The organism is Micropruina sp., assembly GCF_027492755.1.
Lineage (GTDB): Bacteria > Actinomycetota > Actinomycetes > Propionibacteriales > Propionibacteriaceae > Micropruina.
On sequence record NZ_JAPUED010000096.1, the window covers coordinates 1 to 13,068 of the forward strand.

General features: G+C 70.6%; 9 protein-coding genes. 5 read left to right on the plus strand and 4 right to left on the minus strand.

Features of this window, described 5'->3' with window-relative positions; genetic code table 11:
* Positions 1 to 35: 35 nt before the first annotated feature.
* Complete coding sequence (locus tag Q0066_RS06595) at positions 36 to 1,787, minus strand: hypothetical protein (RefSeq protein ID WP_298131314.1); 1,752 nt, start codon at positions 1,785 to 1,787, stop codon at positions 36 to 38.
* Positions 1,788 to 1,889: 102 nt separating this feature from the next.
* Here Q0066_RS06595 and Q0066_RS06600 point away from each other — a divergent pair, with 102 nt between their 5' ends.
* From Q0066_RS06600 to Q0066_RS06615, 4 genes are all read left to right on the plus strand, one after another.
* Positions 1,890 to 3,197, plus strand: a complete 1,308-nt coding sequence (locus tag Q0066_RS06600; RefSeq protein WP_298131317.1) for a DUF6350 family protein — start codon at positions 1,890 to 1,892, stop codon at positions 3,195 to 3,197.
* A gap of 68 nt (positions 3,198 to 3,265) precedes the next feature.
* Complete coding sequence (gene purN, locus Q0066_RS06605; RefSeq protein WP_298131320.1) at positions 3,266 to 3,844, plus strand: phosphoribosylglycinamide formyltransferase; 579 nt, start codon at positions 3,266 to 3,268, stop codon at positions 3,842 to 3,844.
* Positions 3,841 to 5,400: a bifunctional phosphoribosylaminoimidazolecarboxamide formyltransferase/IMP cyclohydrolase gene (gene purH / locus Q0066_RS06610; protein WP_298131322.1), complete on the plus strand. Its 1,560-nt coding sequence runs from the start codon at positions 3,841 to 3,843 to the stop codon at positions 5,398 to 5,400. The genes purN and purH overlap by 4 nt, the downstream gene beginning before the upstream one ends.
* Positions 5,401 to 5,431: 31 nt before the next feature.
* A complete protein-coding gene (locus Q0066_RS06615; protein WP_298131323.1) occupies positions 5,432 to 5,734 on the plus strand; it encodes a DUF3017 domain-containing protein in 303 nt (100 codons plus the stop codon).
* A gap of 6 nt (positions 5,735 to 5,740) precedes the next feature.
* Here Q0066_RS06615 and Q0066_RS06620 read toward each other — a convergent pair whose 3' ends face one another.
* Genes Q0066_RS06620 through Q0066_RS06630 form a run of 3 tightly spaced genes read right to left on the minus strand, consistent with a single transcriptional unit; the run spans position 5,741 to position 9,417 of the window.
* Positions 5,741 to 7,459 carry an AMP-binding protein gene (locus tag Q0066_RS06620; RefSeq protein WP_298131324.1) on the minus strand — a complete coding sequence of 573 codons (1,719 nt, stop codon included), beginning with the start codon at positions 7,457 to 7,459 and terminating at the stop codon, positions 5,741 to 5,743.
* Between the two features lie 18 nt (positions 7,460 to 7,477).
* Complete coding sequence (locus Q0066_RS06625; RefSeq protein ID WP_298131326.1) at positions 7,478 to 8,350, minus strand: SGNH/GDSL hydrolase family protein; 873 nt, start codon at positions 8,348 to 8,350, stop codon at positions 7,478 to 7,480.
* Positions 8,350 to 9,417, minus strand: a complete 1,068-nt coding sequence (locus Q0066_RS06630) for an alpha/beta hydrolase-fold protein (protein ID WP_298131327.1) — start codon at positions 9,415 to 9,417, stop codon at positions 8,350 to 8,352. Before Q0066_RS06630 ends, Q0066_RS06625 begins: the two co-directional genes overlap by 1 nt.
* 201 nt (positions 9,418 to 9,618) lie before the next feature.
* Here Q0066_RS06630 and lysX point away from each other — a divergent pair, with 201 nt between their 5' ends.
* Complete coding sequence (gene lysX / locus Q0066_RS06635; RefSeq protein WP_298131329.1) at positions 9,619 to 12,852, plus strand: bifunctional lysylphosphatidylglycerol synthetase/lysine--tRNA ligase LysX; 3,234 nt, start codon at positions 9,619 to 9,621, stop codon at positions 12,850 to 12,852.
* Positions 12,853 to 13,068 lie beyond the last annotated feature (216 nt).

Here is a 13,068-nt window from a genome sequence, read left to right on the forward strand (position 1 = left end):
GTGTCAGTCAGTTCGCGGAGCGACGTGGAGGCGGCTCAGGGGAACTGGGTGACCCGCTGGGTGGCCCGTCCGACGATGCCCTTCCAGGCGTCGTCGCTGAAGTCGAAGCTGCCGGACGGGTTGGCCAGCAGGTAGACCAGCCGGTCACCGACCACCGCGACGCCGACCCGGAAGTTGACCGTCTTGGAGTCGCTGATCCGCTGCGTCACCAGGTAGCTGGTGGCGTTGAGATCCTTGCCGTCGAGTGCGGGCGCCTTGACCCCGGCACTCTTCACGGACGCGGTGCGGGTCCGTTCGCCACAGCCGTCGAAGTTCTTCGCCAACTGCTTCGCCATCGCGCTCGCCGCGGAGTCCTTGTTGAAGCCGTAGATCACCTCGTCGATGCCGAAGCCGTCCGCCGGCGCCTTCGCGTCGTTGGTCAGCAGGTAGATGCGATGGGCGGACGAGGTGGCGCCGGGCAGCTTGTTCAGGTCGACGTTCTCGCACTGACTGCCGACCAGTTTCGGAGCCTGCGGATCGGTGGCGGTCCACTTGCCGGCTCCGGCGGTGATCCGGGGAAGGTCCACCCAGGCCAGCCAGCCGACGGTGTCGGTGACGGGCGGTGTGGTGCCGATCATGGCCGGTTTCTTCGACGGGCAGGCGCCGGACGCCGGGCCGCACTGCCGTCCCAGCGACGCGGTCGACGCCGTGATCAGGGCATCTGCGGCCAGGCTGTCGGCCTTGGCCGGAGCGGCGCCGTCGACGACGGACACGAAGCGCCCGGTGCGGGCGAACAGCAGGTTGTGGGTGGCGCCGTCGGAGGTCTGCACCGACAGTGCCGTCGCGACGTCGGCGAAGCCGGTCACCCGCTGGGTGCTGCCCAACAGGCTGTCCTCACACGAACCCGCCTGGGTGACGAGCGCGCTGAACGCCGTGGTGGCCGAGTTGGCGTCCGGCCACGCCTGCACCACCTGAAGCAGGCTGCCGCCGCCCTTGCTGGCGGTGAACAGGTGATTCAGTTCGGAATCGGGGGAGCCGCCACCCGCCGCGGACAGCTCGACGCAGGCCGGTTGCCGCGGCACGCCGGGGCTGGCCGACTGGTCCTGCAGCGCCCAGCTGACGCCCTTGCGGAGCTTCCCCAACTCAGCGGCGGTGATCAGTTCGGCGTCGGTCAATTCCGGTGCTTGGCTGGCCGAAGCGCTGGGCGAGGGGGTCGCCGACTCGCTGGCGGCGGGGGAGGCGGTGCCGCCGGGCCGCTGCACAGCCAACCAGATGACCAGCCCGATGATGACGACAGCGGCGATGCCGCCCAGTAGCCAGGTGAGCATCTTTCGCCGATCACCCGGTGCGGGGGCGACGCCGGCTTCGGAACCGGTGTCGAGGGGCGGACGGCTGCCGCCACCGGCGTCCGGATCGGTCTCGGGCGTCTGATCGTCGTCGGCATCGGCGTTCTCGCCGTCCGAGGCTGCGCTCGGCGCCTCATCGGGTGTGAACGGCGACGACACACTGACCGCGGAGCGCCGCGGGGCGGCGCTCTGCCAGCCCTCCGGGAGATCCTCGGCCGAGAATCGACGTCCTGAGGCCGGTGGTTGCGCGGGCTCGGGCAGTGCCGGGGCGGGCGGCGGGATCGGCGTGCTCACCTCGGGTGCATCCGGTGCCGCGTCGGTGCTGGCGGGGGCGGCGGAGTCGGTGGCAGGCGCCCAGGCGCGCGACGGACGTCCCTGATCGCCGGCGTCGGGGGTCTCCCGATCGAGCCCGCCGTCAGCGTCCGCGGCGCGGCGGGGCTTGTCGGAATCGGTGTCGCTCATCTCGTCCTCATGGTCGGCCGGCGTGTGAACCCGGCCGAGTTTAGTGCGGTCGGGCGTGTCCGCCGCAGCCACGCCGGGCCGCTCGGCGACCATGGGGGCATCATGCCCACTCGATCCGAACGCCGCCGCTCCCGCGTCCGCCTGACCGTGGCGGAGGTGGAGGCCGCCCAGGAGGCCGAGGCCGCTGCCGCCGCGCCGGAGTTTCCGCTGCTGCCCGTCGCGCTGATCGCCGGCGCGGCGTCCGCGCTGGCCGGGTGGCTGCTGGTCGCCGGCCTGGTGATGGTCGGCTGGTTCACCGCGATGGCGATGCCGGTGCCGACCGCGCTGGGATTCGCCGGGCAGTTCTGGCTCGCCGGGCACGGCGTCGGCGCGGCGATCGGCAGCATGGTGGTCACTCTGACCCCGCTCGGCCTGAGCGCCCTGTTCGTGCTGCTGGCCCGCACCGTCACCGGGCTCGGCCTGCGCGCGACCTCGACAGAGAACCTGGACGGACGGGGCGCGCTGCGGGCCTGGGCGCTGGCGACCGCGGGCTATGCCCTGGTCACCGTCGTGGTGGCGGTGGCTTCCGGCGCGGGCTCGCGGTTCGTACCTGCGATCGTCGGCGGCCTGGTCGTCGGAGGCCTCGGTGCCGGGTGGGCGCTCGGGCGACGGCTGCGTGCGCTGGTTGTCCTGCCGGCGGCGTTGCGAGGCATCGGACGGGCGGTGCTGGCCGGACTGGGCACGATGACGGCCATCGCCGCGGTGGTGCTGGTCGTCGGCCTGCTGCGCGGCAGCCAACAGATCTCGGTGATCGAAGAGGCACTCACCCCGGACGCCGTCGGCTCATGGCTGCTGGTCGCCCTGCAACTGCTCTATCTGCCCAACCTGCTGGTCTGGGCGTCCAGCTGGGTGCTCGGCGCCGGCATCAGCGTCGGCGTGGGCTCGTTGGTGTCGCCGATGCTGACCACCGCCGGCATGTTGCCCGCAATCCCGGTCTTCGGCGCGGTTCCGGAACCCGGCCCGGGTGGCCCGTGGAGCTACACCTGGCTGATCAGCGGCGTCGTGGTCGGCGTGGTGGCCGGCTGGGTGGCCGCCCGGACGGCACCCGGCGCCCACCGCAGCCTGGTCGTCTGGCTGGCCCGCGGAGTGGGCGCCGGCCTCGCCGTGGCGGTGCTGGTGCTCGTGCTGGCGGCGCTGTCCCGGGGCGACCTGGGTGCCGCCCGCCTGGTCGGGATGGGTCCGGTGCTGCTCAACCTGCTCTGGCTGGCCCCGCTGCCGATGCTGGTCGGCGGTGCCGGTGCCGCGGTCGTGCACTGGTTCACGAAGGGACGGCACCTGCCCGCGTCCGATCCCGCCGAGGCTGCCACCGAAGAGATCGACCTGCCCACCGAACCCCTGGACGTCGACACCGTGGTGATCGGCCAGGACTGAACGCGGGGCGCCGTCCGGGCGTCGCGCAGCGGGAGAAGGTCGGTGGCCGGGGCACTAGGCTGCCGTCCATGGCCTTCCGCATCGCCGTGCTGATCTCTGGCACCGGCAGTCTCCTGCAGGCTCTGCTGGACGCGCAGGCCGCCGGTGAACTGCGGGCCGAGGTGGCCGTGGTGGGCTCCGACAACGCGGCCGCCCAGGGCCTGCAGCGGGCCGCCGAGGCGGGCGTGCCCAGCTTCGTCCACCCCTTCGTCAAGGGCTCCGACCGGGCCGCCTGGGACGCCGAACTCACCGAACTGCTGGTCGCCCGGGACATCGACCTGGTGGTGCTGGCCGGCTTCATGAAGCTGGTCGGACCGGCCTTCCTGGCCCGCTTCGGGGGCCGCACGATCAACACCCACCCGGCGCTGCTGCCCAGCTTCCCCGGCATGCACGGCCCGCGCGACGCCCTCGAACACGGCGTCAAGGTCACCGGCACCACCGTCTTCGAGGTGGACGCCGGCGTCGACACCGGCCGGATCCTGGCTCAGGAGCCGGTCCGGGTGCTGCCCGACGACACCGTCGACTCGCTGCACGAACGCATCAAGGTGGCCGAGCGCGTCCTGCTCGTCCATACCGTCAACGACCTCGCCTCCCAGGGGGATTCATGACCGACCGGCTGCCCATCCGACGTGCCCTGTTGTCGGTGTACGACAAGACCGGACTCGTCGAACTCGGCCGCGCACTCGTCGACGCCGGCGTCGAGATCGTCTCCACCGGCTCGACCGCGAAGACGCTGGACGCCGCCGGCCTGCCGGTGACGCCGGTGGAGCAGGTCACCGGTTTCCCCGAATGCCTGGACGGCCGGGTCAAGACATTGCACCCGCACATCCACGCCGGCATCCTGGCCGACCGCCGGCTGGCGTCCCACCGCGAGCAGCTCGCCGAACTCGGAGTGGCCGCCTTCGACCTGGTGGTGAGCAATCTGTATCCGTTCACCCAGACCGTCGCCTCCGGCGCGGGTGTCGACGAGTGCATCGAGCAGATCGACATCGGCGGGCCGTCGATGGTGCGCGCCGCCGCCAAGAACCATCCGTCGGTGGCCATCGTCACCTCGCCGGCGCAGTACCCGGTGTTGACCTCGGCGCTGGCCGAGGGCGGGTTCACCCTGGAGCAGCGGCAGGCGCTGGCCGCCGCCGCCTTCGTGCATACCGCGAGCTACGACGTCGCGGTGGCCTCCTGGATGGGCAGCGTGCTCACCGACTCGTCCGGCGGCGACGGCTTCCCGGCCTGGATCGGCGGCACCTGGGACAAGGTCGGCACCCTGCGCTACGGCGAGAACGCGCACCAGCCGGCCGCGCTGTACGCCCAGGGCTTCGGACCGGACGGCATCACTCAGGCCGAGCAGCTGCACGGCAAGGAGATGAGCTACAACAACTACACCGACGGCGATGCCGCCTACCGGGCCGCCTACGACTTCACCGAGCCCGCGGTGGCGATCATCAAGCACGCCAACCCGTGCGGGATCGCGGTCGGTGCCGACGTCGCCGAGGCGCACCGCAAGGCGCATGACTGTGACCCGGTCTCGGCCTTCGGCGGTGTGATCGCCAGCAACCGTCCGGTCAGCGTGGCGATGGCCGAACAGGTCGCCGAGGTGTTCACCGAGGTGCTGATCGCGCCCGACTACGAGCCCGGCGCCCTGGACGTGCTGACCCGCAAGAAGAATCTGCGAATCCTGCGTGCCGTTCCGTATGCCCACCGCGGCGCGCAACTGCAGCCGATCTCGGGGGGTGCGCTGCTGCAGCGGCCGGACCGGATCGACGCACCCGGCGACGACCCGGCGAGCTGGACGCTGGCCGCCGGTGAAGCCGCCGATGAGGCCACGCTGGCCGACCTGGCGTTCGCCTGGCGGGCCTGCCGCGCGGTGAAGAGCAACGCGATCCTGCTCGCTTCGGGCGGCGCGTCCGTCGGGGTCGGCATGGGCCAGGTCAACCGGGTGGACTCCTGCCGGCTGGCGGTGGAGCGGGCCGGCGACCGGGCGTCCGGGTCGGTCGCGGCCTCGGACGCCTTCTTCCCGTTCGGCGACGGGCCTGAAATCTTGATCGCCGCCGGGGTGCGGGCCATCGTCCAGCCCGGCGGTTCGGTGCGGGACGCCGAGACGATCGCGGCCGCGCAGGCGGCCGGCGTCACCCTCTACCTGACCGGCACTCGGCACTTCTTCCACTGAGGTGCCGGCCGCGCGTGGCACGATCGGGGCCATGACCACCGCCGGCGAGCGACCGCCGAAGACCTTCGTCCAGCAGGTGCTGGGCCAATGGCCGCTGGCCAGCGTGCTGCTGGGCGTGCTCGTGGGGCTGATCGTCGTCGCCACCAGCCACTGGCGCACCGGCAGCACCCTGATCGGGCTGTCGATCACCATGGGCGGACTGTTTCGACTGCTGCCCAATCGCCGGGTCGGCCTGCTCGCCGTCCGGAACAAAGCGGTGGACACCACCGTGCTGCTGGTGATCGGCGTCGGGATCACCGTGTTGGCGTGGGCCGTCCCGGCTTTGCGGAACTGAGCCGCGTCAGCGCTTCTTCGAGTACCGGAACTGCTCGGCCGCCCCGGTCTCTTCGCCGGCGACCCGGGCCGCTTCCCGGCCACGCAGATCGACCCGGCGGATCTTGCCCGAGATGGTTTTCGGCAACTCGTCGACGAACTCGATGATCCGGACGAGCTGGTAGCCGGACAGGTTCGCCTTGGCGTGATCGAAGATCGACCGGGCCGTCGCCTCGGACGCCTCAACCCCGGCCGCCAGCGTCAGGAACGCCTTCGGCACCGCCAGCCGGACCGGGTGCGGGCTCGGCACCACCGCGGCCTCGGCCACCGCAGGGTGCTCCAGCAGCACGGATTCGAGCTCGAAGGGGCTGATCTTGTAGTCGGACGCCTTGAACACGTCGTCGGCGCGTCCCACATAGGTCAGGTAGCCGTCGGCGTCCCGGCTGGCGATGTCGCCGGAGTGGTAGTAGCCGTCCCGCATCGCCTCGGCGGTGTACTCCTCGTCGCCGAAGTAGCCGCTCATCAGGGCCAGCGGACGCCGGGCCAGATCCAGGCAGATCTCACCCTCGTCCTGCCCGGGCTCACCGGTGACCGGGTCGAGCAGTTCGACGTTGTAGCCGGGCAGCGGACGTCCCATCGAGCCGTCCTTCACCAGCTGACCAGGGGAGTTGCCCACCCAGCAGGTGGTCTCGGTCTGGCCGAAGCCGTCCCGGATGGTCGACCCCCAGGCGGCCCGCACCTGGGTGATCACCTCCGGGTTGAGCGGCTCGCCGGCACCGACCAGCTCGCGCGGCGGCTGCCGCAGCTGGGTCAGGTCGGCCTGGATCAGCATCCGCCACACCGTCGGCGGCGCGCAGAACGTGGTGACCCGGTGGGCGTCCATCACCCGCATCAGCGCGCCGGCGTCGAACCGGGCGTAGTTGAAGATGAACACCGTCGCCTGGGCCAGGAACGGGGAGAAGAAGTTGCTCCAGGCGTGCTTGCCCCAGCCGGGCGAGGAGATGTTCAGATGGACGTCGCCCTGGCGGACGCCGAGCCACCACATGGTCGACAGGTGCCCGACCGGGTAGGACACCTGGGTGTGCCGGACCAGCTTGGGCCGCGCGGTGGTTCCCGAGGTGAAGTACAGCAGGCAGGTGTCTCCGGCCGGGGTCGGGGCATCCGGGGCAAAGGTGTCCGGGCCGCCGTGCGAGTCGGCGAAATCGGTCCAGCCGGGCACCGGGTCGCCGACGCCGATCCGGGTCACCTCGCCGGGCAGGCCGGCGAACCGGTCGGCGAGTGCGGTAGGGGCGATGGTGTAGGTCGCGCCAGCCGTCCGCACCCGGAACTCGAGTTCACCGGCGGTCAGCAGGGTGGAGGTGGGGATCGCCACCGCGCCCACCTTGAGCACCCCGAACAGGGTCTCCCACAGTTCGATCGTGTTGTTCAGCATCACGATCATCGCGTCACCGCGGCGGACGCCGAGCCCGGCAAGCCAGGCGGCCACCTGGTCGGAGCGCCGCGACAGCTCCCCGTAGCTGGTGCTCTGCACGTTCAGGTCGGCGTCGACGATCGTCACCGCGGGCCGGTCGGGATGCTCACCGGCCACCACGTCGAACCAGTCCAGGGCGAAGTTGAACTCGGTCAGCTCCGGCCACCGGAAGCCGGCGACCGCGCCGTCGTAGTCGGTGGCGTGGTCGAAAAGGAAGTCGCGGGCCGCACGGACGGCCTCGGTGGCGGGAGTTGCAGGACGTCCGAACTGGGGCATGGCGCTATCCAACCACCGTCATCCGCGCAGCACCCGTAGATTCGCCTCGGCGATCGCCTCGACGCCGGCGGCATTGGGATGGTCGCCGTCGTCGGCGAGCAGCGGATCCGGGGTGTTGCTGAACACCGATCGCAGCTCCACATAGTGCGCCCCGGCCGTGCTGGCCGCGTCCCTGATCGCCGAGTCGACGGACGCGGTGACCGCGCGGCTCCAGCTGAGCTGGGGCCAGCCGCCCTGCTTCAGCGCGGTCTGCCCGTCGGTGAGAATGTTCCAGTACCCGTCGACCACCAGGCTGAACGGCCGGTTGCCCTCCAGGTTGGTGATCCGGGCCAGGATCTTGGCCAGCCGATTCTGCATCTGCTGGACGTGTGGCTGGTAGCAGGACCGACCGCAGCCGGTGCGGCGCCAGGTGTCCAGATCGTCGGTCAGGTCGTTGGCGCCGATGATGACGACCACGACGTCGGCGTTCGTCACCTCACTCATGGTGCGGGAGTCGTTGGTCAGGTCGTCGAGCAGGTCATCGGTGGTCGCTCCCGATTCACCCAGGTTGACCTGGCTCACCGGCACCCTCCACACCTTGGCCAGCGAGTCGGCGAGTTCGGACGTGATGCCGTCGCAGTCGCAGTTCGTGCCCGACATCACCGAGTCGCCCAGGCCCACGAGATGGACGGGGCCGTTCGGGCTCAGCGTGGTCGGGCCGGGCAGCACCGTCGCCGAGCTCGTCGGAGTCGCCGGCTGGGGGGATGCCGTGGGGTTGGCGGTCGCGGCCTTTGCTGCGGTGACGCTCCCCGACGAGGTGAATGTCCAGGTCGCAGTGACCGTCAGGGCCACGACTGCCACCACCGCCAAGGCGGTGGTGACCAGCGCGTGACGCCGGCTGCGGGGGCGCATCAGTTCAGGACGCCCTGATTGGCCAGCCAGGTCAGCGACTGAGGCAAGTACGGGGCGTAGGTGTGATAGTTGTGACCCCCGGCCGGGAGCATCAAGGTGGTCACGTTGGCATCACCGCGGGCCTCTTTCGCCATCGCCTCGGTAGGCCTCGCCGACCAGCCGTCCTGCTTGCTGGCGACCATCAACAGCTTGCTGCCACGCATGCCGTAGCTGCGATAGAGCCAGCTGGCCGAGTTCTCGTTCCACAGCATCCTGTTGTTGCCGAACAGGTCACCGGTGGTGTCGTCGGTGTAGGGGGTGTAGTCACCGGCCAGCGCCACCGCCGCCTTGTACTGGGTGGGGTAGCGCAGAGTCAGCTTGGCCGCACACTGAGCGCCCGCGCTGAACCCCATGATTCCCCACTTGGCGCCCATCGGCTGCACATGGAAGTGGCTGATCAAGGCGTCCGGGACGGTGCGGGTGACCCAGGTGCTGGCCTGTGGGCCGTTGGCCACATCGACACATTCGGTATCGCGCGGGGGGCTGATCATGATCGGCGGAAGCACTGCGACGAACGGCTTCACCCGTCCGGCGGTGATCGCCTCGCTCGCCACCTGACCGAAGTTGAAGTGCGAGAAGAGCAGGCTCGGTGAGGACGGCTGTCCGGGCAGGAACTCCAGCACCGGGTACTTCGTGGCCGCATTGGCGTCGTAGCCGGGCGGCAGCCAGACCAGGACGTCGTCGACCACTCCCAGGTTGTTGCGGACCGGCATCGACTCGACCTTGCCGGCCCCGGCGTCCAGCAGGGCGGGGTTGAGGCGCTGGGGCGCCGTGTCCTGGATGCCGAGGAGATCATTCCAGGATGCGTAGAAGTCGTACTGATTGTTGACGTAGAGGAACAACGCCAGCATCGCCGTGACCTGCGCCAGCAGCACCACGCCCAGTCGGCCGAGGGCGCCGAGCCCGCGGCGCAGTGGATTGCCCGAATGCGACCGACGCCGCGACCACAGATAGGCGATGAGCAGCGGAAGTAGGATTGCCGCGACCACCGCCATGATCTGCAGTGGGCGGCCCGTCAACTCGAACATGATCTGCACCCTTCGTGACCCGACCTGCGAGCCGAACCGAATGTAGCTCGGTAACGGTGTCCCTGGCTCCTGCTGGGGAAAGCTACGACCTGGGTCGTAGCGTGGCGGATGCGGAGTAGCCTCCCGATTGGACGCCCCTCACGGACGGGCGCGTGGAACGGAGAGCTGGACGTGTCTGGCCGTGGCGATCTCACGAGGCCGATGCGGGGGGCCCGCTGGCTGACCGGTGCCTACGCCGCTTCGACACTGATCGCCGCGCTCTCCTGGCTGTTCGGTCGCTGGGGCCAGCACAGCTTCCACTGGCTCGAGGAACTCGTCACCCTGGTCAACATTCCGCTGTCCCGGACGATGGCGTCGGTCGCGCTGCTGGCCCTGATCACCGTGGCGCTCGTGCTGCGCAAACGGGTGGCACTGATCGCGGTCATGGTCTGCCAGCTGTTCGGGATGTACCTCGGGTTGAGCCTGGTCATCAAGGCTCCGGTCAGCCCCTGGATGCGTTCCTGGCGGCTGGAGCACACGCTGGCGGGTTGGTTCGACATCGCGTCGGTGCCGCTGGGAGCTGTGGCGCTGGTGTGGTTGTGGACGCTGCGGCCGGCCTTCCCCGCCCGGGTGCGGCGCGGCTCGGTGCTGCGCGCCGGACTGGTCGCGTCGTGTGGGCTGCTGCTCGCGGTTGGCGTCAGCTATCTGCTGGTGCTCGGTTTCCCGGGCGGGCCCACGTCGACCACGGACGCCGTCGTGGCGATCTTCGCGCGGCTGTTGGGGGATGCGGGACCGTTCAACCGTGCGATCCTGGAGGCCCTGCCGCCGTGGGCCACCGAGGTGACCTCGCTGGTGCTGACCGTCACGTTGCTGGCCACGGTGATCACCTTCCTGCGCACAGCCAGCAACCCGACCCAGTGGTCGGGGGAGCGTGAACTGGCCATCCGGCGGCTGATCCGCGACTACGGTGCCGCCGACTCGCTGTCCTATTTCGCCACCCGTCGGGACAAGTCCTCGATCTTCAGCCCGGACGGCCGGGCGGTGATCACCTACCAGCTGGTCGCGGGAGTGTCGGTGGCTTCGGGGGACCCGGTCGGCGATCCTCGATCGTGGCCGGCGGCGATCGACGCCTGGCAACGAGAACTGCGCGAGTACGGCTGGATCCCGGCCGTGCTGGGTGCCTCCGTCGCGGGCGCCCGCGCCTACGTCCGAGCCGGTCTGCGGGTACTGCCGCTGGGCGACGAGGCGGTGCTGGAGGTCCGTCGGTTCGCACCCGCTCCCGGCGTCCGGCGAGCCGCTCAGCACGCCCGTCGTGCGGGTGTGGCGGTCCGGCTCGTCCGGCAGGCCGAACTGTCGCCCGAGGGTGTTGCCGAGCTGTACGCGCTGGCCGATCGCTGGCGTCACGGCAGCACCGAACGCGGTTACTCGATGGCCCTCAACCGGGCCGCCGATCCGGCCGATTCGCAGATCCTGTTCGTGCTCGCCGAGAACGCCGGTGGTGAAGCCGTGGGCCTGATGAGCTTCGTCCCCTGGGGCGCCACAGGGCTGTCGCTGGACCTGATGCGGCGCAGCCCCGACGCTCCTGGCGGGGTGACCGAGCTGATGGTGTGCCAACTGATGGCGGATGCCGCGCAACGCGGCGTGCAGCGGGTGTCGCTGAACTTCTGCATGTTCCGCCGGGTGTTCGCCCAAGCCGAGGAGTTCGACACCGGACCGCGGCTGAACGCGTCGCTGCTGGGCCTGCTGGACCGGTTCTGGCAACTCGAGCGGCTGTACCGCTCCAACCGGCTCTATCACCCGGAATGGGTGCCGCGGGTGCTCTGCTTCGACGATCGGGTCGGGCTGCCGCAGGTGCTCACCGCCGTCGGGGTGGCGGAGGGCTTCGTGCCTTGGCCGGGGCGGAAGAGCGACGATGCCGGCCATCAGCTGAGTGCCGCCGAGCTCGAACAGGTCACCGCTGTGGGCGCGGCGCCGGCGCTGGTGTCGCCGCAGGCCAGGCGGAGTGCGCAGACGAAACATCGGCTGGAACATCTGAGGGCGCTGTCGGCCAGCGGTCTGGGCCCGACGCCCGAGGCCGATGAGGCGCTGGACGTCGGCGTGGCGCAGATCGCGGAGGCGCCCTGGGTGGACGGCGCAGAGGTCGGCTTCGCCGGCCGCGTCCGGGCGTTGCGGGACCACGGCGGGGTGGTGTTCGCCGACCTGGTCGGAGGCGGTGCCACCGTGCAGCTGGTGCTGGAGGCGTCCGGGCTGCCCGACAGTCTCGGTGCCTTCCGGCGTTACGTCGACCACGGTGACCTGCTTGTCGTGCGCGGTGTGCGCGGCAGGTCGCGTAACGGTACCCCTGCGGTGCTGGTCCACTCGTGGCGGGTGGCCGCGAAGGCGTTGCATCCGATTCCGTTCGGCGGGCTCATCGACCCGCAGGCCCGGCTCCGGCGGCGCTCGGCCGACCTGATCGTCCATCCCGAGCAGGTCGCCGTCCTGCGCAATCGGGCCGCGGTGGTCGCCGCGTTGCGCGGCACCCTGGCTGCCGAGGGCTTCCTCGAGGTGGAGACACCCGTCCTGCAGCCGGTGCATGGCGGTGCGACGGCGCGTCCGTTCACCACCCACAGCAACGCCTACAACCAGGACCTCTATCTGCGCATCGCCCCTGAGCTGTATCTGAAACGCCTTGTCGTGGGCGGTCTGGGCCGGGTGTACGAGCTGGGCCGCAATTTTCGCAACGAGGGAGCGGACGCCACCCACAACCCGGAGTTCACCTCCTTGGAGGCGTATCAGCCCGGCGGCGACTACCGGACGGTGCAGGCGCTCACCGAGCGGCTGGTTCGTGAGGCGGCGATCGCGGTGCACGGCCGGCCGGTGTTGCCGCCGGCGGCGTCCGGGCAGCAGTGGGTCGACTTGGCGCCGTCGTGGCGGACCGTTCCGGTGCTACGCGCGGTGTCGGAGGCCGTCGGGATCGACATCAGCCTGGCGACCCCGGTGGCCCAGCTCTACGAGATCGCGCGGGAGCGTGGCGTGCCGGTGGCCGAGCATCGGGGCGCCGGCGCCGTCATCGAAGAGTTGTACGGCGAACTGGTCGAGCCGGCCACCCAGACACCGACCTTCTACGTGGACTTCCCCGAGGAGACCTCGCCGCTGACCGCCGCGCACCGCAGCACACCGGGGCTGGTCGAGCGCTGGGATCTGGTGATTCGCGGCATGGAACTGGCCACCGGCTACTCCGAACTCACCGACCCGATCGACCAGCGGGACCGGCTCACCCGGCAGTCGCTGCTGGCCGCCGGCGGTGACCCCGAGGCGATGGAACTCGACCAGGATTTCCTGGCCGCCCTGGAACTCGGCATGTCGCCGACCGGCGGCCTCGGCATCGGTGTGGACCGGCTGGTGATGCTGCTCACCGGGCTCAACATCCGTTCGGTGCTCAGCTTCCCGTTCGTGAGGCCGGCCCGCGGCCGGTGACCCGGTGACCGTGGGGACGGTTCTCGTGACCGTGGGGACGGTTCTTTTCGTTCCAGGACGCCGGGGAAGTGGACCATGGGGACGGTTCTTTTCGTTCCGCGGAGCCGTGGAAGTGGGCCGTGGGGACGGTTCTTTTCGTTCCATCCAGGGGCGCGGCAGGCCGGGTTCCCTGCAGCCGGCCGGCTACTGCGCGAACCGGGCGAGGGCCGTCGACCC